Source organism: Pseudomonas sp. S49 (genome assembly GCF_009866785.1).
Classification (GTDB): domain Bacteria; phylum Pseudomonadota; class Gammaproteobacteria; order Pseudomonadales; family Pseudomonadaceae; genus Aquipseudomonas.
In genome coordinates, this window is record NZ_CP019432.1 from 1,714,890 (window position 1) to 1,740,277 (window position 25,388).

The following is a 25,388-nucleotide window of genomic DNA, read 5'->3' on the forward strand; positions in this document are numbered from 1 at the left end:
AGACAAGTATCTGCCGTCTGACACTCTGCCTTCGCGAGCAGGCTCGCTCCCACAAGGGAAATTTGTATTTCCGGCTATTCGCAGTGAGACCAGAAAACCGCTATCGTCGCCGCCATTCGATTTCGAGGCGAGCATGGGCTATCTACTTTTTGTCACGCTGATTCAGGCGTTTTCCTTCAGTCTGATCGGTGAATACTTGGCCGGTCATGTCGACAGCTACTTCGCGGTGCTGGTGCGTGTGGTGCTGGCCGGGCTGGTGTTCATTCCATTGACCCGCTGGCGCTCGGTCGAACCTTCATTCATGCGCGGCATGCTGGTGATCGGCGCGCTGCAGTTCGGTGTGACCTATGTCTGTCTGTACCTGAGTTTCCGTGTGCTGACGGTACCGGAAGTGTTGCTGTTCACCATCCTCACGCCGTTGCACGTGACCCTGATCGAAGACGCGCTGAATCGGCGCTTCAATCCGTGGGCGCTGATCGCCGCGCTGGTCGCGGTGGGCGGGGCGGCGGTGATTCGTTTCGACAGCATCAATCCGGATTTCTTCATGGGCTTCTTGCTGCTGCAACTGGCCAACTTCACCTACGCGGCAGGGCAGGTGATGTACAAGCATCTGGTGGCGAAACACCCGAGCGATCTGCCGCACTATCGGCGTTTCGGCTTCTTCTACCTCGGCGCGCTGGCGGTGGTGCTGCCGGCATTCCTGATGTTCGGCAAAGCCAACTTCCTCCCGGAAGCGCCGCTGCAGTGGGGCGTGTTGCTGTTCCTCGGCCTGGTCTCGACCGCGTTGGGCATGTACTGGTGGAACAAGGGCGCGTGCATGGTCAACGGTGGCACGCTGGCGGTGATGAACAACCTGCATGTGCCGGTGGGGCTGCTGCTGAATTTGCTGATCTGGAATCAGCATGAGGAACCGGGGCGGTTGTTCCTTGGCGGCAGCGTCATCCTCGCTGCCGTATGGATCAGCCGACTGGGCATCCGCAAATCCCCAGCCACCGCATAACCCCTGTAGGAGTGATCGGTGGGGTTACATGAGGTGTTTTTGCGGCTCGGGAATGCTGGCCGCGCCGAGCACCGCCGGCAGCAGGCCAGAGCGCAAATCCCCGCCACTCGGTTGCTGATACAGGCTCAAGCCAAACTCCGGCAGCACCGCCAGCAGATAATCGAAAATATCCCCCTGAATCCGCTCGTAATCGGCCCACGCTGTGGTGCTGGTGAAACAGTAGATTTCCAGCGGAATCCCCTGCGCGGTGGTTTGCATCTGCCGGACCATACAGGTCATGTTTGGCTGAATCTCCGGATGACTTTTCAGATACGCCAGCGCATACGCGCGGAACGTACCGATATTGGTCATCCGCCGGCGGTTCGCCGACATCGCCGCGACATTGCCCTGCGCCTCGTTCCACGCCTTGAGCTCGGCTTTCTTGCGGCCCATGTAGTCAGTCAGCAGGTGCACCTGGGTGAGCTTTTCTTCTTCGTCATCGCGGATGAAACGCACGCCGCTGGCATCGATGAACAGACTGCGCTTGATCCGCCGGCCGCCGGATTGCTGCATGCCGCGCCAGTTTCTGAACGACTCGGACATCAGGCGCCAGGTCGGGATCGAGACGATGGTCTTGTCGAAATTCTGCACCTTGACCGTGTGCAGAGTGATGTCGACCACATCACCGTCGGCACCGACTTGTGGCATTTCGATCCAGTCACCGACGCGCAACATGTCGTTGCTGGTCAACTGCACGCTGGCGACGAATGAGAGCAGCGTGTCCTTGTAGACCAACAGAATCACCGCCGACATCGCACCCAGACCGGACAGCAGCAACAGCGGTGAACGGTCGATCAACGTTGCGACGATGATGATCGCGCCGAACACGTACAAGACCATTTTCGCCAGTTGCACGTAGCCCTTGATCGAGCGCGTGCGTGCATGTTCGGTGCGTGCATAGATGTCGAGCAGAGCATTGAGCAGGGCGCTGACCGAGAGCAGCAGGAACAGAATGGTGAACGACAACGCCACGTTCCCGAGAAAGGTCATCGCGGTTTTGCTCAGTTCCGGCACCAGATGCAGACCGAACTGGATCACCAGCGACGGCGTCATCTGCGCCAGGCGCTGAAACACCTTGTTGTGGCGAAAATCATTGATCCAGTGCAGCGCCGGCTGGCGGCCAAGCATGCGGCTGGCGTGCAAGATCAGGTAACGCGCCACTCGTCCGAGTACTAGCGCGATGACCAACAGCAGCATCAGCGCCAGGCCGGCTTGCAGAAATGGATGCTGTTCCAGGGTGCCCCAGAGGTCCTGGGCTTTGAGCCAGAGCTGTTTGAAATCCATATGAGTAACGATTCTTCTGTAGGAAGCGATGGGCGATTAGAGCATTTAAGACGCCGTGTATTACCGTTGGAGACAAATCGAGCAACAAAAAAGCCACTGATTACGTCCGTTTGTATAAAGAAACTCGGCCTGAGCGCTCGAAACCGGTAACCTATGCAGCTGTTTTTTTGCATATCTTCGAGGTAGCACCCGTGTTTTCCCAATTCGCCCTGCACGAACGCCTGCTTAAAGCTGTGGCCGAGCTGAAATTTGTCGAGCCAACGCCTGTGCAAGCCGCGGCCATCCCGCTGGCGCTCCAAGGGCGTGATCTGCGGGTGACGGCGCAAACCGGTAGCGGCAAAACCGCCGCTTTCGTTCTGCCAATCCTCAATCGCCTGATCGGCCCGGCCAAGGTTCGCGTCAGCATCAAGACGCTGATCCTGCTGCCGACCCGTGAACTGGCCCAGCAGACCCTGAAGGAAGTTGAACGCTTTTCGCAGTTCACCTTCATCAAGTCCGGCCTGATCACCGGCGGTGAAGACTTCAAGGTCCAGGCCGCGATGCTGCGCAAAGTGCCGGACATCCTCATCGGCACCCCGGGCCGGATGATCGAGCAACTCAACGCCGGCAATCTCGACCTCAAAGAAGTCGAAGTGCTGGTGCTTGACGAAGCCGACCGCATGCTCGACATGGGTTTCGCCGAAGACGTACAGCGTCTGGTCGACGAATGTCCGAACCGTCAGCAGACCATGCTGTTCTCGGCCACCACCGGCGGTTCCGGCCTGCGCGACATGATCGGCAAGGTGCTGAACAACCCTGAGCACCTGCAGCTCAACGCGGTCAGTCAGCTGAACTCGACCACCCGTCAGCAAATCATCACCGCCGACCACAATCAGCACAAAGAGCAGATTGTGAACTGGCTGCTGGCCAACGAGACCTACCAGAAGGCCATCGTCTTCACCAACACCCGCGCCATGGCCGACCGCATCTACGGCCGCCTCGTGGCTCAGGAATACAAAGCGTTCGTGCTGCACGGCGAGAAAGACCAGAAGGATCGCAAACTGGCGATCGACCGTCTGAAGCAGGGCGGCGTGAAGATCCTCGTGGCCACCGACGTTGCGGCCCGTGGTCTGGACGTTGATGGTCTGGATCTGGTGATCAACTTCGACATGCCACGCAGCGGCGACGAGTACGTGCACCGCATCGGTCGTACTGGCCGCGCCGGTAACGACGGTCTGGCGATCTCGCTGATCTGCCACGGCGACTGGAACCTGATGTCGAGCATCGAGCGCTACCTCAAGCAGAGCTTCGAGCGCCGTACCATCAAGGAGGTCAAAGGCACCTACGGCGGGCCGAAAAAGGTCAAGGCCTCGGGCAAAGCCGTTGGTGTGAAGAAGAAAAAGACCGACGCGAAGGGCGACAAGAAGAAAACCGCCGCCAAGACGCCGACCAAGCGCAAGAGCGCCAACCGTCCGAAGCCGGATTCGTTGGTGAGCAGCGACGGCATGGCCCCGCTGAAGCGCCGCAAGCCAGCAGAACCTGCGGCTGAGTAAGTTTCAGGCGCGCATAAAAAACCCGGACAATGTCCGGGTTTTTTTTCGTCCATCAGTTGCCGAGCTGGCCACTGGTGTCGGCGTCAAAGCGCCGCTTGGCTTGATCCGCTGCCGGTTTCAGTGCGGCGAGCAGTGTTGCTTCGCTGTACAACTGCGTGGTCGCCAGTTCTTTCGGTGTTGGCTCGATCGGGATCAGCACGTCTTCACCGTCGGCATGCAGCCAGATCGCGACAACGTGCAGGGCCGAGACAAACAGCACGCGCAACTCAACGGTCTTGCCCTGAAGTTGCGGCGCTTGCTCTGCCAGTTTCAACGCTCCCACTGTCGCGGCGGCGTGATCGCCGTGGTTCAACGAGGCGAACTCGACGTGACCGCGCACTTCAGCCAATTGCGCATCGGCAATCGTCACGCCGTCGGCAAATACCAGGTAATGCCAGTCGCCGAGGCGAGCCTCCTTCAGGCCTTTGCCGTGGCTCAGGTCCTCCAGGTTCAACGAGTAGCCGCGATAGGCTTCGCTGAGACTGATTTTTGCAGGTGCCGTGTTGGCGAACTGGCGATTGGCGCCAAAGCCCTGGGTTTGCAGCGCGGCTTGCAGCGCCGGGCGCAAAGTCTGAACGCCGTTGGAAGGCGCCTTTGGATAAGTCAGTTGCATGATGTCGCCCTCCTAGTTTTTTACCGTGAAGTAGGTGTGAGTCCAATTGCCGCCGCCGTTGTAGGCGCGGGGGAATGCGTTCAGTGCGCGGGTCGAATAACCGTAGATCGAGTCTGCGACCAACACGTAATCGCCGTTGGTACCGTAAATCGTCAGGAAATGCGCACCACCACCGTACCAGGCGCAACGCAAGCCGACGGGGCGGCCCATGCTGATCTGGTTCTGGATGGCCGACATCTGCAGCGAACCCTGATTCATGCCGTTGTAGCTACGGGTGGTTTGCAGCGCCGAATCCAGATAGCCGTAGACGTTGCACGGCCCCGGCTGATTGCAGCAGTTGCGATCGAGCTGGGTGCTGGCGACGCCGCACTGCGTCCAGTTGCCGGTGCCGTAATAGTTGCCGACCGAGGCGGAAACGGCGGCCCAGCACCAGTTGGTCTGGGTCTGTTTCTGCATGTTGAAGTTGAGGCTGCCGGCGGCGAGGGCGCTGAGCTGTTCAGCGGCTTCGACTTCGGTGAGTTGGGGGTCGAGCAGGTGGCCGGCCAGGCACCTTGGCAGTGATTCGCCGGTGAATTGTGTTGCTGCTGTGGTTAACATTTTTCAATCCTCCATGAGTGAAAACAAGCGTCCAGCTTGTGTGGGTATAGCGGTGTTGCCGAGCGATCGGTGCTTAACGGGTGCCATCTTCTGTGGCCGGTTCCGATCTCCTTGCTCGAGGTAACCCTAGCCAGAGATATGCGTTAGTGCAAATAAATAAATGCGTTAATGCATTTTTAGTGGCAAAAGATCGCAGCCTTCGGCAGCTCTACAGGGTTTTGTGTAGGAGCTGCCGCAGGCTGCGATCTTTTGATCTTGCTGTTAGCCCTCGGTCTTCTTCTCGGCAGAATTCAGTTCTTTCAACCGCTGATCAATCAACTGACATTTATCCGGCAGATCCGCACTGGCCGTACCCAGATCCATCTTCTGCAATTCGGCATTGATCTCTTTGGCCTTGGCCGGATTCTGCTCGGTCAGCTTCGAGACTTCCTTGGCCAATTGTTCGCGCTTTGCGGTGGCTTCTTCAGGCGTGCAGGCCCAGACGGGCAGGGCACAGGTGAGGGTGGCGGCGAGGGTGAGTTTGATCAGGGTTTTCATGGGGGCAGGCCTCAGTTCCGGTTAAGGCGGGTTAATCGGTTGAGGGTTCAAAGACGTGAAAAGTTCAGTGCTGCTCGCTTGCAGCCCCGATCGGATTATGCAAACAACAGGTAGCGATCTTCGCCAAAATTACATATTTATGAGCGCAGCCCGCGAGCTAGAGCGGTTGCGAGAATAGTGGCGTAGCGGCTTATTGACGCCAGAATGATGGCGATCTAACATCGGGCTGTCACATTGATATCAATGTGTGTTTTCGAGGGATCGAACAGAAGTTTCGCAGCCTGTCTGCGATTGTTTAGCAATGCTTTGGACGCTCTGACCATTGCGCTAAATCTCCTGATTCAGCTTATGACTCACCGGCACTCTGGTTTTGGCTGGTCGGGGATTGCTTTGCCTGTTGTTTTTGCCAATCAACCTGCAGCAACGAGATCTCAACATGGATGTTCGCCCGTACGCGGTATTCACGCATCAAGCCTCTGGCGCCCTCGGAAAATCTGAGAAGGTCTGCGGCGTACCCAAACGCGGCCTGGCGTTTTTGCTGGCGAACGTCATGTTCTGGCAACCGATGTGGGCGCAGGCTGATGGCATTGTGGTGGCCAACCCGAACACCTCGCTGGATCGCGCCGGCAACGGCGTGCCGATCATCAATATCGCCACGCCTAATGCCAGTGGCCTGTCGCACAACCAGTTCCACGACTACAACGTCGGTGCGCAGGGTCTGATCCTCAACAACGGCTCGACGCAGAATAATCTCACCCAGTTGGGCGGGCATATCGTCGACAACCCGAACCTGAAAAACAGCGGTTCGGCGCAGGCGATTCTCAACGAAGTCATCAGCGGTAACCCGAGCCAGTTGCGCGGCTACACCGAAGTGGCGGGGCAGTCAGCGCGGGTCATCGTCGCCAACCCTTACGGCATTACCTGTAATGGCTGCGGTTTCATCAACTCGCCACGGGTGACCTTGACCACCGGTAAACCAGTGCTCGACAACGGTCGGCTGGATCGTTTTCAGGTTGATCAGGGTTCGGTGGCCATCGAAGGTGCAGGCCTCAACGCGACCAACGTCGACCGTTTCGAAATCATCACCCGCAGCGCAAAGATCAACGCGCAACTGCAGGCGCAGAACCTGACGATTGTCGCCGGGCGCAACGACGTCAACGCACAAACCCTGAATGCCACCGCCCGCGCCGATGACGGCAGCAGCAAACCGCAACTCGCCATCGACTCCTCGGCGCTGGGCGGCATGTACGCCGGGGCGATCAAACTGGTCGGCACCGAGGCCGGTGTCGGCGTGAAACTCGACGGCAAGCTGATTGCCAGCGGCGGTGATATTCAACTCGATGCCAACGGTCAGTTGAGTCTGGCCGACACCTCGGCCACTGGCGCGGTCAACGTCAAGGCCGCCAGCCTCGACGCGCGCGGCCCGGTTTACGCCGGCACCGCGCTCAACGTGCAAACCCAAGGCAACCTGACCAACCGCCAGACCCTCGCGGCCCGCGACAGCATCAGCCTCAGCGCGAGCGGCCAACTGACCAACGCCGGCGCCATCGAAGCCGGAGTCAATGCCGACGGCAGCCGCAATGCCAGCGGCGACCTGAGCCTCACCGCGCAGAATCTCGACAACACCGGCAAAAGCCTCACCGCCAGCCGCAATCTGACGGTCAACACCGCGCAAACCCTGAACAACCAGAGTGGCACGCTCAATGGGCAAACCACCGTCATCACGGCGGCGACACTGAACAACAGCAACGGCGAGATTGCCAGCAGCGGCACCACCCGGCTCAACGCCGGTACGGTGAACAACCGCAGCGGCCAGATTCTCGGCGACCTGGGCCTGAATATCGACCTCAGCGGTGCCATGGACAATCGCGACGGCGTACTCGGTTCTGCCCAGTCGGTGAGTTTCACAGCCGCCAGCCTGGATAATCGAGATGCCGGCGCGCTGGTCAGCGATGGTTACCTGACCGCGCGCGTCAGCGGGTTGCTCGATAACCGCAACAAAGGTGAGATCACCGCCAAAGGCGCCATCGATGCGCAGACCGGCAGCCTCGACAACCGCGACGGCAAAGTCATCGGCAAAACCACCTTGGCATTGCGCAGTGATTCGGCGGATAACCGCGTTGGAACAATTCAGGCCGACCAGCAACTGACGCTGAATGTCGGTCAACTCGACAACCGCGACAAAGGCAAGGTCAGCGGCAAGGCCGGGATCGCTTACTCCGGCTTACGTCTGGATAACAGCGGCGGCTTGATCAGCGCTGTCGGCCCGGTCACGCTCACTGTCGCCGAGGTGCAAAACGCGCTGGGGCGTATTTCCAGTCAGGGTGATCTGCTCGCCACAATTGGTCTTTTGCAACAGCAGGGCGGTGCACTGGTGGCGCAGGGCAACCTGAGTCTGACGGGCAAAACCCTCGATAACCGCAACGGCGGGTTGGTGGGCACCACGAAAGCACTCACGGTGAATGTCGAAGAAATCGACAACCGCGCCGGGGAACTCTCCGCCAGCCAGTTATTGACCCTCACCGGACAGCGTCTGAACAACGCCGACGCTGGCAAGGTCCTCGCTGGCAAGAACCTGGCGCTGGCAGTCGCTACGGTCAACAACCAGAACAAGGGGCTGATCAGCGCCAAAGGGGCGGCGACGGTAACGGGCCGCGTGCTGGATAACAGCAACGGCAACCTCGAAATTCTCAGTGGCCTGGACATTACCCTCGACGAAGCTTTGCTCAACGTACAAGGTCTCATCAGCAGTGAGGGTTCATTGACCGCTCATGCCGGTCGTATCGACAACAGTGCCGGTAGTCTGGGCAGTGCCGGTGAGCTGCTGTTGAACAGTCGTGGCGATCTGCTCAATCAGGCCGGTTCGATCAGCACTGACAGCAGTTTGACCCTCAACAGTGACCGTCTCGATAACAGTCGCAAAGGTTTGATCTCCAGCAAGGCAATCGCCCGGCTCGGCAGCGGCGATTTCGATAACAGCCAGAGCGGCCAGGTGGTCAGTGGTGCAGCGCTGGATATCAGGGCAAAGCAGGTCAATAACGGCACAGGACGAATTGCCAGCCAGCAGGCCCTGACGATGTCGGTCAGCGGGCTGGATCAGCAGGGCGGTGAACTGTTCAGCAAGGCTGATCTGACCCTCGACCTGAACAACGGCCAGTTGAATAATCAGAAAGGTTTGATCAACGCACCTAGTGCGTTGTTGCTGAAAAACCTCAACGGCGTGAACAACCAGGGTGGTGAAATTTCCAGTCAGCAAGCCTTCACGCTGGCAGCACAGGAACTCGATAACAGCAACGGCAAATTGCTCAGCCAGCTGGGGCTGATGCTGCGTATTGCACGAGCGTTGAACAACACCAAAGGCATTATTGCCGGCGCTTCGCTGGACAGTCATAGCGACAGCCTCGACAACCACGAAGGGCTGATCAGCAGCCGTGGCGAGCTATTGCTGGTCACCGAAAAGATGCTGGATAACCAGCTTGGTACGCTCATTGCCGACGGACAACTCACGCTTGCGGCACAGGCGCTGGATAACGCCGGCGGCAACATTGCCAGCAAGGCCGATGCCACCGTCAATGCACAGAGCCTGAACAACCAGAAGGGCCAACTGATCGCCACCGGTGTGCTCGGTCTGACCGCTGAAACACTCGATAACCGCCAAGGTGGACTTCTGGGGGCTACGCAGGCCCTGACCCTCAACAGCGGCGAGATAGACAACCGTGGAGGCGAAATTACCAGCAACTCGACCGTGACGATCACCGCCGACAACGTCGACAACAGCGATGCCGGGCAGATTTTCTCGGGGCAGGCGCTCACGCTGACAGTCGATCGCTTGCTCAATCGCAACAGCGGTCTGATCAATTCCCGATCCCTGTTCAATCTGCACGGACGTGTGCTGGATAACAGCGCTGGCAATCTGTTCAGCCTGCAGCAGGCGCACCTGGATCTGAGTGGTGCATTCGACAACAGTCACGGCAAGGTCAGTAGCGAACGCCAGTTGACGATCAGTACGGCTCAACTGACCAACACCATGGGCAGTCTGTCGAGTGCTGAAGATTTGACGCTCGACAGTCAGGGCGCAGTCGCAAATCAGGGTGGTTCGCTGGTGACTGACGGCGTGCTCAAGCTCGTCAGCACCCGCCTGGATAACAGTCAGAACGGCACAATCAGCGCCAAGGGCGCGGTGACGGTCACCACCGGGGCGTTTGACAACAGCCAGTCTGGACAGCTCAACAGCGCCAGCACGCTGGATCTGCACGCCGCTCAGGTGAATAACCGTGACCGAGGACGTATCGGCAGCGAAGAAGCGCTAACTGCATCGGTCACCGGGCTTGACCAGCAGGGCGGCCAATTGTTCAGCAAAACCAGCCTGAGCCTGGACATGAACAACGGTCAGTTGAACAACCAGAATGGCCTTATCAACGCGCCCGGTGCCTTGCTGCTCAAACAATTGAATGGCGTCAACAATCAGGGCGGTGAGATCTCCAGCAAACAGGCCTTCACGTTGACTGCGCAAAACCTGGATAACAGCAATGGCAGGCTTTTAAGCAGTCAGGGCCTGACGTTACGCATTGCCAATGCGCTGGATAACGTCAAAGGCTTGATCGGCGCGACGTCGATTGACGTTCGCAGCGCCAGTTTGAACAACAGCGGTGGCAGTCTGGACAGCCGAGGCAGGCTTGATCTGACCGTCGACGGCGTGTTGCGCAACGACGCCAATGGCGTGATCAACGCCGATAAAGCGCTGCAGATCAGCAGTGGCGATTTGAGCAATGACGGCGGGATGATACTGGCGGTGGACGCCATCACCTTAAACGCCATGGCGTTGAACAACCGTAACAACGGTTTGATCAACAGTCGCGGGACGCTGTCACTGACCGGTACGACCCTGGATTCCAGCAACGGCGGCGAGGTGTCCGCCAAGGATGATATCCATCTCACGCTGACCGCACTGACCCAGAACGGTGGCCGCTTACTGGGCGAAAAGGCCGTCACGGTGAATCTGGCGGATGGTGATCTCGACAACCGTAACGGTTTGCTCACAGCCAACGGCTTGCTGACCCTTGAACGTCTGCGTGATCTCGATAACGACAGCGGCGAAATCTCCAGCAGCCTCGGATTCGACGTGGTTGCACGGAACGTGATCAACAACGCTGGCAAGTTGATCAGCAGCCAGAAACTGACCCTCGACGGCACTCGTCTGGTCAACCGCAACGGCTTGATTTCAGGTTGGGAAGGCCTGGTCGTCAAAGGCGCCAGCCTCGATAACCGCAGCGGTGGCACGCTCTCCAGTCGCAATGGCAATGTGTTCGTGGCCATGCAGGGTGACCTGCTCAACAGCGGTTCTGGCGCTCTGGTCAGTCATGGCAGGCTGAACGTCGAGGCCGGCAGTCTGGACAACAGCGACAAAGGCATTATCAGCAGTGGCGAGGGCCAGACACTGGCGGTGGACGGGACGCTCAATAACGCTGGGGGGGGCCTGATCGACAGCGGCGCCGCACTGACTATCAACAGCGCCACATTGAGTAACGTCGGCGGTACGGTCAATGCGCAACAGGCGATCGATGTCGGCGCAACGGGGCTGGACAACAGTAACGGCCAGATCGTCAGTGATGCTGCGATCAACCTCCGGCTTTCCGGAAAACTGAACAACAGCGCCGGCAAACTGGCCGGCGCGGGGCCTTTGAGCATCAAAGGCGTTACCGATCTGGGCAACCGCAACGGTCAACTGATCAGCCAGAGCACACTGGATCTGCAGGCGCAGTCGCTGGACAACAGCGACAAGGGCACCATTGCCGCCAAGGGCGATCTGACCATCACCGCCAGTGGGACCGTACTCAATCATGGCGATGGCTTGATCTATAGCCAGACCGCCGGTCTGCTGCTCAAGGCCAACAGCCTGACCAACGCCAAAGGCGCAATCCAGAGCCAGAACGGTTTGACACTCGATGTCATCGGCGACCTCGATAACCAGAGCGGCAGAATCATTGCCGAAACCGGTGCCGTCAGTCTCAACGCTGCCAACATCGACAACCGTGGCGGTGTGCTGGCGAGCATAAAAGGCGCATTGGAAGCACGCACTGTTGGCGTCCTGCGCAACGGCGTCGATCTGAACAACAATCGCCAGGGCGGCATCATTCAGGCGCAGGGTCTCAAACTCACGGCTCTGGCCGGATTGAGCAACAATGGCGGGCGGATCTCGGCGCAGGCCGCGGATGTGAGCATTACCACGGCGGCGCTGGATAACGGCAGCGGCGGTCTCTACGCGAAAAACCTGCTCAGCGTGAGCGGCACCCGGCTGGACAACAATGTCGGCCAGATCGCTGGCAATCGTATCGACCTGAATCTGCTCAACGATTTGAACAACCGTGGCGGTGTCATCGAAAGCGACACCACTCTGGCAGTCAAGGCGGCCAGCCTGGATAACCAGACCGGCAAGCTGCGCTCGCTGAGCAACAGTGGCAAAACCGCCTTTCAGATTGGCGGGCTGCTGGACAATCGCTACGGCGTACTGGAAACCGGTAACACCGATTTGACACTGGCCGTCGGCAGCTTTCAGAACAGTGGCGGTCAACTGCTGCATCTGGGCGAGGGCACGTTTGATATTTCCACGGCCAATGTCACCGGCGCAGGCGGCAGTATCGTCACCCGCGGCGGGCTGACCCTCAATGCCGATAGCTGGAGCAACTCCAGCGTGATTCAGGCAGGTCGGTTGAACGTCAACGTCAACAATTTCAGCCAGACTGCCAGTGGTCAGATACTGGCATCCACGCACCTGCAAGGGCGCGGTGGCAACTGGAACAACGACGGCTTGATCGCCAGTGACGGCACTCTGGATGTACAACTGACGGGCAGTTACGGCGGCAATGGCCGGGTTTCAAGCGTGGGTGACCTCACGCTCGGTGCGGCGCAACTGACTGTCAACGAGGCTGCCAGTGTCGCCGGTGGCGGTTTGACCAAGCTCAATGTGGGCGGCCAATTGACCAACATGGGGCGGCTGACATCGGCTGATGCAATGGAAATCAGAGCCGCTACGGTGAGCAATCTCGGCACGCTGGCCAGTGCCAGAAACCTGTTGATCAACGCGCAGAACCTGACGAACAACCGCATCCGCGTCAATCAAGGCTCACTGCTGTTCAGCGGTGGCCATATGAACCTGCAAGTCGGCACCCTGACCAACACTTACAGCGATATGTACAGCCTGGGTGACATCAATGTGTCGGGTTACAACGGTGCCGACCGTGCAGGCCGGATTGACAACCTGTCCGGGCGGATCGAGTCCACTGGCGATATGTCGTTGAAGTCGGCCGTGGTCAACAACAAGATGGAAAACTTCAGCGTCACCACTACCGAGGGCGATTCTTCGTCCATCGGGGTGCGTTGCTTCAACTGTGATTCCGCCCGGCCCAAGCATATGGAGGACGTTGATTCACACCTGGTCTGGCAGCAGACGTTCAACGTCACGGTTTCGGGTGACGCCGATGCTTCGAGCATCACCGCCGGACGTAATCTGAGCGTCACTGGTTCGGAGTTCATCAACTCCAACTCCACCGTGTCCGCGTCGTCCGACATCACCATCAATGTCGATACGTTCAACAACTCCGGCAGTTCGCTGGGCAGCTATTCGTCGCTCAAGTACATCACCAACAAGGCGCCGACCAGGACACTTTGGAGTCAAATTGTCGACTACAACAGCCACAATGATGCAGGTTACAACAAGGACATCCGGTTCTGGACTGCAGGAGGTGCAGAGTCGTCGGTGACACCTTGGCTCAAGAACAACCCCCACATCCTCGAGACCAGTACTCAATATATCGGTACGTATGCAAATGATGCCTCGGGTGGCGGTTATGTCACTTTTGGAGCGTCGCAATATGCTTCAGGGGTTCGCGTGCAGGCGCCGGCGGAAATCATCAACGCCACGCCGTTCCAGACGGTCATTACCGAGTCGGCGGGCAAGACCTATGTCCCGGCGATTGTGCAGGCCGGTGGCAACGTAGTGATCAACGCGACCAACAACATCAGTAACGGCGAACTGAAGTCGTTCAGTGCAACCGCTGCCGGCCCGGGGAAGACAGCCGACACGCGCGCCGGGGGTGGGGCCAAACCTACCGTAATCAGCCTCAACCGCCAATTGCCGCCAGATCTCGCGCAACAACAGGTCAACCCGTTGGCATCCCCCGGATTCGCACTGCCGAGCGGGCAAAACGGCCTGTTCCGCTTGAGCGGTCAAGGCGCCAGTTCGGGCGGCGCAGCGCCGCTGCCCGGTGGTTCGCAGAACTGGACCATCGGCGGCGCGTCAGTCACGCAAACCCAGCGTCAGGCCGAAGTGCCAAGTGGCGGGCGGACACTGACATTTGACTCGATCAACCCGGTCGGCGTGACTGATCGGCAACTGAGCACAGCCGATCGTAAAGGCGCAGATCCGAGCTCCGGCCAGAGCGCCATTGATGTCAGCGTCCAGTTCGGTGGTGGCTCGTCGAGCGGCGTCCCGAGCGCTCCGCTCAAGGACAACACCGGCCAGACGCTGGCCAGGGTACAGGGGCTGCCCAATACCCAGGCGGCATCGAATGCGCACAAGTACTTGATTGAAACCAACCCGGTACTCACCGAACTCAAACAGTTCATGAGTTCCGATTATCTGCTGGCCAAACTCGGTTATGACCCTGACCAAAGTGCCAAGCGCCTGGGCGATGGTTTGTACGAGCAGCGCTTGATTCAGCAGGCGGTGGTCGAGCGCACCGGACAGCGCTTCATTGATGGTCAGACTTCCGATGAGGGCCTGTTCAAGTACCTGATGAACAATGCTATCGCCAGCAAGGATCAACTCAATCTGTCGGTGGGGGTGACGCTCACCGCCGAGCAGGTTGCGGCGCTGACCCACGACATCGTCTGGCTCGAAGAGCACGAAGTGAATGGCGAGAAAGTGCTGGTGCCGGTGCTCTATCTGGCTCAGGCCAATAATCGGCTGGCGCCAAATGGTGCGTTGATCCAGGGCACTAACGTCAAGTTGATTGCTGGCAACGATCTGCAAAACGCTGGCACCCTGCGAGCCAGTAACAACCTGACAGCGGCAGCCGGCAATGACTTGGTCAATAGCGGCCTGATCGAGGCGGGCAACCGTCTCGACTTGCTGGCCGGCAACAGCATTGTCAACCAATCGGGCGGCATCATCACCGGGCGCGATGTCAATCTGGTCGCGGTGAAGGGCGACATCATCAACGAGCGCACGGTGACCAGCAGCGGTTTTGCCACACAGGGCTACTCACAGCATCGTGAGTACCTCGACAATGCATCACGCATCGAGGCCACCAACGATCTGAAAGCCAGTGCCGGCCGCGACTTCATCAGCACCGGCAGTGCACTGGTCAGTGGGCGCGATACCGTGATCGAGGCGGGGCGCGACGCGAGCATCGTTTCGGCGCAAAGCAACAATTCCGCGTTTACCGGTGCCACCACCAGCAGCGTTCATCAGGTCGGTTCGACTGCCACGGCCGGACGCGATTTTACCGTCAATGCCGGTCGGGATCTGTCGGTGATCGGCAGTCAGATCAGCGCCCAGCGTGATATCGGCATGAGCGCCGACCGTGATCTGTTGATCGTCTCGGCCGAAGAGGAATCCCATTCCTATTACAAATCGAAAAAGGTCACCGCGCAGGAAGACCATATTGATCAGATTGCCAGTTCGATCAGCGCCGGTGGCAAGGCCGGGTTCACCTCAGGTAAAGACCTGACCGTGGTGTCGAGCCGGATCACCGCAGGCGACGAAGCCTATCTGTTCGCCGGCAATGACATCAATGTGTTGGCCGCCGAGGATTACGACTATTCGCTGTACGACAAAAAGAAAAAAGGCAGCCTGGGACGCAAGGAAACCCGGCGTGACGAGGTGACCAAAGTCACCCATATCGGCAGTGAAATCAGCAGTGGCGGCGATTTGACGATTGCCAGTGGCGGTGATCAGCTCTATCAGGCGGCCAACCTGAAGGCCGGCAAGGACCTGACCATCAGCAGCGGCGGTGACCTGATCTTCGAAAGTGTCACCGACCTGAAAAAGGAGAGCCACGAGAAAAGCAAGAGCAGTCTGGCCTGGACCTCAGCCAAAGGCGCCGGGCAGACCGACGAAAGCATTCGCCAGAGTCATCTGCTTGCGGCCGGTGACATCGTTATCAAGGCGGCCGGCGACATTCGTATCGATGTCAAGGAAGTCAACCAGAAGACCGTGGCCGACAGCATCGATGCGATGGTCAAGGCTGATCCGCAACTGGCATGGCTCAAGGACATGCAGAACCGCGGCGACATCGACTGGCGCATGATCAAGGAAGTGCATGACCAGTGGGACTACGAAAGTTCCGGCATGGGCATGGGCGCCGCGATTGCCGTGGCGATCATTGTCACGGTGTTGACGGCCGGCGCCGCGAGCGCGGCAGTCGGCGGCACTCTGGCATCCGGAACCGGATCGACGTTCGCAGCGGCGACAGCAACCACCGCTGCCGGCGTTGGCAACGTTGCCTTGACTGCGGTGATCACCTCGATGGCCAGTACGGCGGCAGTCAGCGCTATCAACAACAAGGGCAATCTGGCCGACACCCTCAAAGACGTGCTCTCGGAAGAAAACATCAAGAGTTATGTCACGGCGGCGATCATTGCCGGTGCCGGCTCCTATACCAACACCTGGGGCAAAGTGACCGGGCCGCAGGGCAACCTGATCACCCAGAATGTCACCGAGCGACTCAAGGCTTATGCGGTCAATACCGCGCTCAAGGGGTTGCTGACCGGCGACGGCAGCGACAAGTCATGGCTGACCATTGCCGGCACCGGTGCGCTGGCGGAAATCTATGCGTACTGGACCGGTCGCGGACCTGATATCCGGCCGGGTGAAGACCGTGCGGGCGGCCCTAAATTCACGGAACTCGAGAATGGTCTGGTGCCACGCGAATGGATCAATGGCGAGTGGGTCGAGGGCAAGAACATTGGTCTGAATCAAGAATGTGCATCGTTGCTGGCGGTCTGTCACGGCACACTGATCAGCAATATTGCCAACTCGGTACCGGGCATGAATGCCTTTGCCACGTTGCATGACACCTGGATGGATAAGCTGATCATTGCCAAGAATGGCGTGGACATGACGTGGTATGAAAACGTCGGCAGCATGCCGCCGGCGTTAGTCGTCAACTACGGTGCGCTGTATGACCAGTATCGGCCATTGATTGAACAGACCAAGCGTGAAGCCAGGCAGTGACGCCATGGTCTCTAGAAGTACTCGGGCCTGGCTCGAGTACTTCAGCGAGTAGCTTTTTTGACGGCTTTTCTATTGATTACTGCTCATGGCAGCAACCGGAATTGCTGCCGCCTTCATATCGATCATGGTGCCGCACCCATTCCATGATCTCGTCCTCATTCCTGCCCTTGGGCGTGAGGTCGAGGTAGTTGTAGGCACCGACCAGCATGTCGAGACCGCGAGCGTAGGTCGAGTAGGTATGGAGAATCTCCCCGGCCTCATCACGATAAAACACACTCAACCCCGGCATTTCTTCCTCGGCGCTGTCAGTCTTTTCGTAGTTGTACGTAGCCTTTCCGGCCGCGACATCCTCAGCCCGGGCGCACACGCCGAAGTCATAGTTGAAGTCGCAACCCTCTGACGACACCCAGTCAAACTTCCAGCCCATGCGCCGTTTAAAGTCCTGGAACTCGTTGAACGGCGCATGAGATACCGCAACCACGGCGATGTCGTGATGAGCCAGATGCTGGTTGGCACCGTCGATGTGGTCGCTGAGGAACGAGCAGCCCTGACAGCCTTCCTCCCAGTCCTTGGCAAACATGAAGTGATAAACCACTAATTGGCTGTGTTTGCCGAACAGATCAGCCAGCTTTAATTCGCCGTTCGGCCCTTGGAAGTGGTAGTCCTTGTCGACCTTCACTCATGGCAATGCGCGACGTTTGGCGCTGAGGCGGTCGCGTTCTTTGGTGAAGGCTTTTTCGTCGGCGAGATGTTGCTTGCGGGCGGCGAGCCATTCTTCGCGCGATACCACCGGATGATTCTCAACGTTCATGATGATTTCTCCTGCGGGGGTTGAAACCGTCTGTTTCAGACTAGTCGTTTAACCCTGCGGGAAATCGACAGACCGCCGGTCGGTCGGCTCGGCAAATGCGGCTGAACGGCTGGGAACCGCTCAGGTCACAACCTATGAACGCGCCATAAATCACGCGCACCGGAGGTTGGATCAGGATGACGATTTATAACTGGGATTTGATTGAGCGATTGCTGCACGAAGTGCAGAACAGTGCTGGCCACAGCTTCGCCCCCCGGGCCTACGCCGAAGACTATGCGGCGGAGAAAGCCAGTGCGGGCGAACCGATCGAGAACCTTGATCACCTGAAAACGCTGGCTTGCGACTATGAAAGACTGTTGCTCCTGCGCGGCTATATCGCACCGCGTCCGGACGAAGAGGGCAGCACCGGAAACAATTTTGTCCTGACCCCGCGCGGTTCCAGCCTGCTGAGCCTGATCGACAGCAGCATTCCCGGCAACGATCACCCGCGTCAGGTGCTGGATGAGCAGGAGGATGCGCTGGCCGAGGCCACGTTTGATGAAGTGGCATCTAAAGCTCAGATCGCCTGAGTCCAAAGGTATCCCCATGTGGGAGCGAGCCTGCTCGCGAATACGGTCTGTCAGTGACATTTGAAGTAACTGATGCACCGCTTTCGCGAGCAGGCTCGCTCCCACATTGATCTTCGTGTTGTTCAGGTTTTTTGCGCAGCCTTCAGGCATTTGAGGTCGTTGAAGTCTTTGCGCACGCCTTCGATCTTCTTCAACAAGCGCTGACGCTGTTGCGGCGTACTCTCGGCCATCAAGTCCACCGCCAGCGAGCGTCCCTGCGCTTCAGTATCGGCGAAGGCTTTGCGGTAATCCGCTGTCCATAAACTCTCTCGATTGACCAGAAGCGTCTCGATTCTCTGTGGGAATTCGGGGCTTTTGCGTTGCGCCACGGCAGCACTGAACTGCTTCTGCCAATGGGCGCGATTGGCGATCCATTGGGTGTACTGATCGCCCAACGCGGTCGACCAAGCCATGACCCGCTGTTCCTGGGTGGCGCTCAAGGGGCCGAGCCAGTCATTCAAGCGTTTAACCATTCGCGCGCCACGCTCGGCAATTTGTTGATCAAGCGGTGGTTTGAGGTATTCCTGCTGACGCTTGCGCAGATCCTTGGCAAACGCGTCATTCATCTCGGCCACTTGCTTGTCATCCAGACCTTGCAACAGCTCAATGGCCGAAGGGGTGATCTCTCGAGCGGTTTCGGCAATGGCCTGCTTGGCTTCCGTCGTGCGCGCCTGTAACGCGGCATCGGTGACCTGATTGGTTTCGACCATGGTCTGCAGGCGATCAAGCCAGTCCAGATAACCCGGTAATTGCGTGGTGCAATGCCAGCTCAGGTGGTCCTTGAGGCGTTCGTTGAACCAGTCCTTCTGCTCGCCGTTCATGTCCAGGTAATCACCGAGCGTCCACGGAATAATGACGTCGAGATTGCGATAGGCCAGGCCGACGCGACTGCAAGCGCCGAGGGCGAGGGTGAAAATCAGTAGAGCGGCGATGTGCTTGAACCAGCGAGACATGGGCGAATCCTTGCGTGAGCCTGGCTTCGAGGATCTGATTCCTATGTGAACGCAGAATGAACCCGGCAGTTCAGCCGATCAATAGAACGCGCGTTCGGCCTTGAGGGTGACGAGGCCGTCGCACTGGCTGTTGTGCCCGGAATAGGCCGAGCAATCGCTGCCGCTGAGGCTGGAATTGCTGTAGATCAGGTCGAGATCGACCCCCATGAACGGTCGGGACAATTTCACTGACCAGTCGGTAAAACTGCTGACAGAACCACCGTCCACGGCGACTGGCGTGTTCAGTTGGTGAGTGGTGTATTTCATGCTGACGCCGATGCCGAACGGTTGATTGCCGCCAAGGTCGGCAAACAAGGTGTTGTTCTGTTTGTCCGGGTCGTTGCTCAAGGCCACGCCGAAACGACTGCCGAGCAGGGTCAGGCCGCCGAACAGCTCCTGACTGTCGAGGGTGTCTACTTCGGGATAGCTGTAGTGGATCATGCCGACTTCGTAGCCAAGGATCTGATCGAAAGGCTGTTTAAAGCCGACGTAGGAGTCGATCTCGAGGTTCTTGCCAGGGCTGATGCCCATACTCGGTGCGTACTGGCCGACATAGAGGCCGCTATCGTGGCTCAGGTCGAGGCCGCCGTGGAACGAACCGACGGCTGCCGGTTTGACCAGGCCCTGAGCCATGCTACGCGTGGGCGTGGTGCCGAGTTTGAGATCGAAGTCGCCCAGTTCACGCTGGAAAATCTGCGCGTGCGCAGTCGCGCAAGCCAGCAGGCCTACAAGTGATAAACACGAAGATTTGCGCATGCGTCACTCCATGAACAGCGCGGGCAGGGTGGCGGGCCTGCTGAAACGCTTGATCTAGACGCGTGCAAGGATACCGGCGAATGATCGGCATTGAAGGCCGTTCGTCGATTTACAAGAATTTTTGTTTAAAGCGAAGGGGATATTGCGCGGTGCCAGTCCAGGCGCTTCAAAGCTCAAAGCGCCTCTGGACGGGTGTAAAACCGGATGTTACTTCTTGCCCAGGCTGATCTGCTTGGACGGGCCGAATGTCTGGCCACTGACGCCTTTGGCAATTTGTTGAATCTCGCCGCCGGACTTGAGGAACGCCGCAATCTGATCGTTGATCGATTCGCTGGTTTCAACGGCTGGAGCTGGCTTTGCTTTGCTGGTGGATGCTTTTACACGCATGGCGGCCATTAACCTGTAGAAAAGTAACTCGGCCAGGCATCGTACAGGAATAACTTGACAATTGCTTGGTAAATATCCCCGGGAATAACCCACCGCTGTACTGCATTATTCTCGATTAAATATTCGAAATATCCGGCTAACCTGCTGTTTTAAATAGGAACATTCAGGTTTGCAGGCATTGAAATATTCAACCGCGAGCGCTGGGGTCTGCCTGACGAGCGGCACCTCAGCCCAGCCGCACACAAGGAAAATCAGGGCGTTGCGCAGAATTCTGACGCGTGCGGATCTGCCGCCCGACGGCCAGCACAAAAACGGGTAGAATGCCGCCCACGCAATGAGGGTTCTGGAAATGGCTTTAGTCGGGCGTTACAACAGTTTACAAGTGGTTAAACACACTAACTTCGGTTTATATCTGGACGGCGGTGCCGACGGCGAAATTCTTTTGCCCAACCGTTATATCCCTAAAGATATTCCCAGCGAAGATGAAGACTGGCTCAACGTATTTGTTTATCTGGACAGCGAAGACAAACTTCTCGCTACCACGGAAAAACCGAAAGTTCAGGTCGGCGAATTTGCCAGTCTGAAAGTCGTTGAAGTCAACAGCATCGGTGTGTTCCTCGATTGGGGGCTGCCGAAGGATCTGTTGCTGCCGTACTCCGAAGAAAAGCGCCAGATGACCGCCGGCGAATACTGCGTGGTGCACGTCTATCTCGACAAGCACACCCGCCGCATCACCGCTACCGCGCGTCTGGATCGCTACCTCGACAAGACCCCGGCCAACTACAGCCAGGGCCAGGAAGTTGATCTGCTGGTTGCCGAAGCCACCGACATGGGCTTCAAGGCGATCATCAACAACAAGCATTGGGGTTTGATTCACAAGAACGAAATCTTCAAGTTCATGCGCGCCGGCATGATCGAGAAGGGCTACATCAAGGAAATCCGTGCCGACGGCAAGATCGCCTTGAGCCTGCAACCGGTTGGCCAGGAAGCGGCGAGCAGCCTGAACTCGAAGATCCTCGCCAAGTTGCGCGACAACAGCGGCACGCTGCCGGTCAGCGACAAGAGCGATCCGGCGTTGATCAGCAGCCTGTTCGGCGTCAGCAAGGGCAACTTCAAGAAGGCCATCGGTGCGCTGTACAAGGAAGGCAAGATCGTTATTCATGCCGATCGCATTGAACTAACCTGAGCCTTGGGTGGCCCATGTTGCATGGGGCACACACGAGGTCGGGTCGATGAAAAAAGCGCTGATTGCCTACGTTGCCACGCTGGTGACGTTTCTGTTGCTCGACGGTATCTGGCTCGGCCTGTTGATGGCGCCGACCTATCGCGAACTGCTCGGTTCGCTGATGCTCGAAAAACCGCTGCTGGTTCCGGCAGCGGTTTTTTATTGCCTGTATGTTTTTGGCAGCGTGGTGTTTGTGGTGCTGCCGGCCGTGACGTGGCAATGGGCGGCGAAGCGGGGCGCGTTGTTAGGGCTGGTAGCTTACGGCACGTATGACCTGACGAACTGGGCAACATTGCGAGGGTGGTCAGTGCAGGTGACGTTGATGGATTGGGCGTGGGGGACGTTTGCTACTGCTGTGGCTTGTAGCGTCGGGTTTTTACTGTCTAGGCGGTTGGGCAAGGTCTGATTCGAAATGTAGGTAAGCAATGCCGGCCCCTTCGCGAGCAAGCTCGCTCCCACAGGGAAATGCATTCCAATTGTGGGAGCGAGCCTGCTCGCGAATGGCGGCGCAGCCGACAGCCATCCACTGCTACCGCCACTGAAGAAACAAATGTCTTTTCCAGACGGCTTTTTCCGCCCGACTGATTGATAATCCCCAGCATTGTTTTTGACCATTGGATGGCCTGCCATGTTGTGCGTGTTCGAGGTGTTGCGGTGAGTGTCGAGCGGCGTAATGCCGACAGTTTTGCCCTGCAAGTGATGATCGGCCTGTGTCTGATCTGGGGCGTACAGCAGGTGATGATCAAGTGGGCGGCGCCAGACATCGCCCCTGTGATGCAAGCGGCGGCGCGCTCGGGGATTTCCGCGCTGCTGGTCGGGCTGCTGATGTGCTGGAAGGGCGGCTGGAATCAGGTCGGCAACACCTGGCGCGGCGGCTTGCTGGCCGGTGGGTTGTTCGGTCTGGAATTCTTCTTCATCGCCGAAGGCTTGCAACTGACCACCGCAGCGCACATGTCGGTGTTCCTCTACACCGCGCCGATTTTCACTGCGCTGGGCGTGCATTTCCTGTTGGCCAGTGAGCGGCTGCGACCGCTGCAATGGCTGGGCATTCTGCTCGCGTTTATCGGCATCGCGATTGCCTTCGCCGGTGGCGTGTCATGGGACAACCTCGACCGGCGCATGCTGCTCGGCGATGCCTTTGGCGTGTTGGCGGGCGCCTGCTGGGGCGCGACCACGGTGGTGGTGCGCGCCTCACGTCTGTCGGAAGCACCGGTGACGTTGACTCTGTTCTATCAGTTGATCGTCGGCTTCCTTGGCCTGCTGCTGATTGCGCTGTTCAGCGGCCAGATCACCCACGTCAGTCTGACTCCCGTAGCGGTGGCCAGCGTGTTGTTCCAGGGCCTGGTGGTGTCGTTCTTCAGTTATCTGATCTGGTTCTGGTTGCTGCGCCGTTATCTGGCGGCCAACCTCGCGGTGTTTTCGTTCATGACGCCACTGTTTGGCGTGACCTTCGGTGTGATTTTGCTGGGCGAGCAGTTGAGTCTGAACTTCGTTATCGGCGCGGTGCTGGTGTTGCTCGGCATCACCTTTGTCAGCGCCGAGCAGTGGCTGCGTCGGCGTTTGCGCAAAGCGCTGGGCCAGCGCTAGTCGATTGCATCGCCAGACCGCCGGCAATCAGCAAGCCGCTGCCGGCGATCACCAAGGCAGGGTGCAAACTGCCGCTGAAATGGCTGCTCAACGCCGCCAGCAACGGGCCACTGAGTTGGCCGAGCGCAAAGCACGCGGTGAGCATGCCGGCATTGCGCTGGGTGGCATGGGGCGCCAGTTCCCGCGAGCGTTGCATGACCAGTTGCATGCACGCCAGGAACGGTGTGCCGCAGAGGATCACGCCCAGCGTGAGGCCGAGGCCGCTGCCGAGCAGGCAGGCAAACACACCGGCCGCTTGCAGCCACAACGTTGCCATCAGCCAGTGGCGGGTGGTTGCGGGATCGTGACGGCGCAGACTCACCAGCAACACGCCAAGCGCCGCGGCCAGACCGAAACACGGCCAGAACAGGTCGGCCTGCCATTGTCCATGGAACTGCGCGTTGGCCATTTGCGATAGAAAGGTCGCCGGGATGATGTAGCCGACGCCGTACAGCGCATAAATCACCGCCAGCCGCCCAATGCCCCGATTCGACAGACTGACCGGCGCAGCAACCGCCGTTGTCGTTGCGACGGGCGTTGGCAGCAATCGCCAGACGCTCAGTAACATCAGCAACGCGGCCGCCGCATAAATCAGCCACAACGTCGCGGATGTCTGATTCAGCAGATGTGAGACCAGCGCCAGCAACCCTGTCAGAAAAATCCCCAACCCCGGTCCGGCAAAGACCAGGGCGCCCAAACGCGGACGACCCGCAGCGGCAGCCAGCGGCTGACTCAGCGAAGTGATCATCACCAGCACCCACGCACTTGCCACCCCTGTGCCAAAGCGCAGCACCAGGTGCGACCAGAAACCGTCAGCCCAAAACGACGCCAAGGTCAGCAGTACGCACAGCCACAAGCCGCCGTGCAGACGTCTGAGAACCTGCTGCGGGCGATGGGCGAACATCGCGTCGACCGCACCGAGCAAGTAGCCGAGGTAGTTGGCCGCAGCGATCAGACCGGCGGCCGTCAGGTCGATCTGCCCTTCGCTGAGCAGGTGTGGCATTTGTGGAGTGAGGGCGAAACGCCCGATGCCCATGGCCATCATCAGGGCAACGAAGCAGGCGGATAAGCGAATCAGGGGCGACATGGTCGGGATTCCTTTGAAGGAGCAATGACCGTCAGGCTAGGACTGATTGACTTTCTTTAAAATTGAATAATAGTGAGTAACTTGTTCTGTTATGGAGAAAGCTTGTGGAGTTCAGCCAACTGCGGATCTTTCAGGCCGTCGCCGAAGAAGGGTCAATCACCCGCGCAGCCGAACGCTTGCACCGAGTGCCGTCGAACCTGTCGACGCGGCTCAAACAGCTGGAAGAGCAACTCGGTGTCGAACTGTTCGTCCGTGAGCGTCAGCGTTTGCAGCTCTCGCCTGCGGGAAAAGTCCTGCTGGACTACACCGGCAAGTTATTCGCGTTACGCGATCAGGCCAGCGCTGCAGTCATGGGCGGGCAACCGGCGGGGGATTTTGTCCTCGGCACCATGTACAGCACGGCGGCAATTCATCTGCCGGCGTTGCTGGCGCGCTATCACAAGCAATACCCGGCGGTGAATCTGCAAGTACAGTCGGCGCCGAGTGCCGAGCTGCTGGAGGGTTTGCTCACCGGACGACTCGATGCGGCGCTGGTGGATGGTCCGCTGGAACTGGCTGGACTTGATGGTGTGCCGTTGTGTGAAGAGCGGTTGGTTTTGATCACCGAACCCGATCATCCGCCAGTGCACAGCGCCCGGGACGTGGAAGGGCGGTCGGTGTTCACCTTTCGTCGCGGGTGTTCGTATCGCATGCGCCTGGAGGCGTGGTTTTCGCACTATCACGCGGCGATGGGCCGGGCGATGGAGATCGAGTCCTATCAGGGCATGCTCGCCTGCGTGATTGCCGGCAGTGGCGTGGCGTTGATGTCGGAGTCGATGCTGGCCAGTCTGCCGGGGCGCGAGAGTGTCGCAGTGCACCCTTTGGCCGAATCATTCGCGGGTGCGACAACATGGCTCATGTGGCGCAAGGGCATGCTCGGCGCCAACCTGAACGCGTGGATCGAGGTGCAGCAGGCTGTCTATCCTGCGGCTCGGATCGAAACCCGGGAAACAGCCTGAACCAATGGTGGCGAACTCTGT

At 58.7% G+C, this 25,388-nt stretch carries 16 protein-coding genes and 1 pseudogene; 8 read left to right on the forward strand and 9 right to left on the reverse strand.

Going from position 1 to position 25,388, the window contains the following annotated elements; all coding sequences use genetic code 11:
• Positions 1–133 precede the first annotated feature (133 nt).
• Positions 134–1,000, forward strand: coding sequence for a carboxylate/amino acid/amine transporter (locus tag PspS49_RS07605; RefSeq protein ID WP_160038704.1), 867 nt, complete (start codon positions 134–136; stop codon positions 998–1,000).
• A gap of 24 nt (positions 1,001–1,024) precedes the next feature.
• Here the strand turns inward: PspS49_RS07605 and PspS49_RS07610 are convergent, their stop codons facing one another.
• On the reverse strand, positions 1,025–2,323 hold the full coding sequence (locus tag PspS49_RS07610) for a mechanosensitive ion channel family protein (RefSeq protein ID WP_160038706.1): 1,299 nt from the start codon (positions 2,321–2,323) through the stop codon (positions 1,025–1,027).
• Positions 2,324–2,514: 191 nt separating this feature from the next.
• On the opposite strand from PspS49_RS07610, the gene PspS49_RS07615 reads away from it, so the two are divergent.
• Positions 2,515–3,855, forward strand: a complete 1,341-nt coding sequence (locus PspS49_RS07615) for a DEAD/DEAH box helicase (RefSeq protein WP_007914470.1) — start codon at positions 2,515–2,517, stop codon at positions 3,853–3,855.
• A gap of 52 nt (positions 3,856–3,907) precedes the next feature.
• Here PspS49_RS07615 and PspS49_RS07620 read toward each other — a convergent pair whose 3' ends face one another.
• From PspS49_RS07620 to PspS49_RS07630, 3 genes are all read right to left on the reverse strand, one after another.
• The gene (locus PspS49_RS07620) at positions 3,908–4,507 is read right to left on the reverse strand and encodes a hypothetical protein (RefSeq protein ID WP_127926243.1); all 600 of its coding nucleotides are present in this window, start codon (positions 4,505–4,507) and stop codon (positions 3,908–3,910) included.
• A 12-nt stretch (positions 4,508–4,519) separates the two neighbouring features.
• Positions 4,520–5,104, reverse strand: a complete 585-nt coding sequence (locus tag PspS49_RS07625; RefSeq protein ID WP_160038708.1) for a papain-like cysteine protease family protein — start codon at positions 5,102–5,104, stop codon at positions 4,520–4,522.
• A 261-nt stretch (positions 5,105–5,365) separates the two neighbouring features.
• Positions 5,366–5,641 (reverse strand): hypothetical protein, encoded by a 276-nt coding sequence (locus PspS49_RS07630; protein ID WP_127926245.1) that lies wholly within the window; start codon positions 5,639–5,641, stop codon positions 5,366–5,368.
• A 436-nt stretch (positions 5,642–6,077) separates the two neighbouring features.
• Between PspS49_RS07630 and PspS49_RS07635 the strand changes: the two genes are divergently transcribed.
• Positions 6,078–16,877, forward strand: coding sequence for a hemagglutinin repeat-containing protein (locus tag PspS49_RS07635; RefSeq protein ID WP_160038710.1), 10,800 nt, complete (start codon positions 6,078–6,080; stop codon positions 16,875–16,877).
• A gap of 76 nt (positions 16,878–16,953) precedes the next feature.
• Here PspS49_RS07635 and PspS49_RS07640 read toward each other — a convergent pair.
• Positions 16,954–17,688, reverse strand: a pseudogene (locus PspS49_RS07640) (thioredoxin family protein).
• A 176-nt stretch (positions 17,689–17,864) separates the two neighbouring features.
• Between PspS49_RS07640 and PspS49_RS07645 the strand changes: the two are divergent.
• Entirely contained in the window at positions 17,865–18,257 is a 393-nt protein-coding gene (locus PspS49_RS07645; protein WP_127926248.1) for a transcriptional regulator, read from the forward strand.
• Between the two features lie 122 nt (positions 18,258–18,379).
• On the opposite strand, the gene PspS49_RS07650 is transcribed toward PspS49_RS07645, so the two are convergent.
• From PspS49_RS07650 to PspS49_RS07660, 3 genes are all read right to left on the reverse strand, one after another.
• On the reverse strand, positions 18,380–19,249 hold the full coding sequence (locus PspS49_RS07650) for a DUF6279 family lipoprotein (protein ID WP_150749292.1): 870 nt from the start codon (positions 19,247–19,249) through the stop codon (positions 18,380–18,382).
• Between the two features lie 78 nt (positions 19,250–19,327).
• Complete coding sequence (locus tag PspS49_RS07655) at positions 19,328–20,044, reverse strand: TorF family putative porin (protein WP_160038713.1); 717 nt, start codon at positions 20,042–20,044, stop codon at positions 19,328–19,330.
• A 207-nt stretch (positions 20,045–20,251) separates the two neighbouring features.
• Positions 20,252–20,440 (reverse strand): hypothetical protein, encoded by a 189-nt coding sequence (locus PspS49_RS07660; RefSeq protein WP_016985943.1) that lies wholly within the window; start codon positions 20,438–20,440, stop codon positions 20,252–20,254.
• A 340-nt stretch (positions 20,441–20,780) separates the two neighbouring features.
• On the opposite strand from PspS49_RS07660, the gene PspS49_RS07665 reads away from it, so the two are divergent.
• From PspS49_RS07665 to PspS49_RS07675, 3 genes are all read left to right on the forward strand, one after another.
• Positions 20,781–21,617 (forward strand): S1-like domain-containing RNA-binding protein, encoded by an 837-nt coding sequence (locus PspS49_RS07665; protein ID WP_160038715.1) that lies wholly within the window; start codon positions 20,781–20,783, stop codon positions 21,615–21,617.
• A 46-nt stretch (positions 21,618–21,663) separates the two neighbouring features.
• Positions 21,664–22,062 (forward strand): DUF2177 family protein, encoded by a 399-nt coding sequence (locus PspS49_RS07670; protein ID WP_160038717.1) that lies wholly within the window; start codon positions 21,664–21,666, stop codon positions 22,060–22,062.
• A 248-nt stretch (positions 22,063–22,310) separates the two neighbouring features.
• Positions 22,311–23,243, forward strand: coding sequence for a DMT family transporter (locus tag PspS49_RS07675; RefSeq protein ID WP_150749647.1), 933 nt, complete (start codon positions 22,311–22,313; stop codon positions 23,241–23,243).
• Here PspS49_RS07675 and PspS49_RS07680 read toward each other — a convergent pair.
• Positions 23,188–24,369 carry an MFS transporter gene (locus PspS49_RS07680; RefSeq protein WP_160038718.1) on the reverse strand — a complete coding sequence of 394 codons (1,182 nt, stop codon included), beginning with the start codon at positions 24,367–24,369 and terminating at the stop codon, positions 23,188–23,190. The genes PspS49_RS07675 and PspS49_RS07680 overlap by 56 nt on opposite strands.
• A gap of 104 nt (positions 24,370–24,473) precedes the next feature.
• On the opposite strand from PspS49_RS07680, the gene PspS49_RS07685 reads away from it, so the two are divergent.
• Positions 24,474–25,367, forward strand: coding sequence for a LysR family transcriptional regulator (locus PspS49_RS07685; protein ID WP_150749289.1), 894 nt, complete (start codon positions 24,474–24,476; stop codon positions 25,365–25,367).
• The last annotated feature ends 21 nt before the right edge of the window (positions 25,368–25,388 follow it).

Excerpts from the sequence above, each read along its gene's own strand:
- PspS49_RS07605 (WP_160038704.1), top strand. The coding sequence starts at position 134 with ATGGGCTATCTACTTTTTGTCACGCTGATTCAGGCGTTTTCCTTCAGT.
- PspS49_RS07610 (WP_160038706.1), bottom strand. The coding sequence starts at position 2,323 with ATGGATTTCAAACAGCTCTGGCTCAAAGCCCAGGACCTCTGGGGCACC.
- PspS49_RS07620 (WP_127926243.1), bottom strand. The coding sequence starts at position 4,507 with ATGCAACTGACTTATCCAAAGGCGCCTTCCAACGGCGTTCAGACTTTG.
- PspS49_RS07625 (WP_160038708.1), bottom strand. The coding sequence starts at position 5,104 with ATGTTAACCACAGCAGCAACACAATTCACCGGCGAATCACTGCCAAGG.
- PspS49_RS07630 (WP_127926245.1), bottom strand. The coding sequence starts at position 5,641 with ATGAAAACCCTGATCAAACTCACCCTCGCCGCCACCCTCACCTGTGCC.
- PspS49_RS07635 (WP_160038710.1), top strand. The coding sequence starts at position 6,078 with ATGGATGTTCGCCCGTACGCGGTATTCACGCATCAAGCCTCTGGCGCC.
- PspS49_RS07645 (WP_127926248.1), top strand. The coding sequence starts at position 17,865 with ATGACGATTTATAACTGGGATTTGATTGAGCGATTGCTGCACGAAGTG.
- PspS49_RS07650 (WP_150749292.1), bottom strand. The coding sequence starts at position 19,249 with ATGTCTCGCTGGTTCAAGCACATCGCCGCTCTACTGATTTTCACCCTC.
- PspS49_RS07655 (WP_160038713.1), bottom strand. The coding sequence starts at position 20,044 with ATGCGCAAATCTTCGTGTTTATCACTTGTAGGCCTGCTGGCTTGCGCG.
- PspS49_RS07660 (WP_016985943.1), bottom strand. The coding sequence starts at position 20,440 with ATGGCCGCCATGCGTGTAAAAGCATCCACCAGCAAAGCAAAGCCAGCT.
- PspS49_RS07665 (WP_160038715.1), top strand. The coding sequence starts at position 20,781 with ATGGCTTTAGTCGGGCGTTACAACAGTTTACAAGTGGTTAAACACACT.
- PspS49_RS07670 (WP_160038717.1), top strand. The coding sequence starts at position 21,664 with ATGAAAAAAGCGCTGATTGCCTACGTTGCCACGCTGGTGACGTTTCTG.
- PspS49_RS07680 (WP_160038718.1), bottom strand. The coding sequence starts at position 24,369 with ATGTCGCCCCTGATTCGCTTATCCGCCTGCTTCGTTGCCCTGATGATG.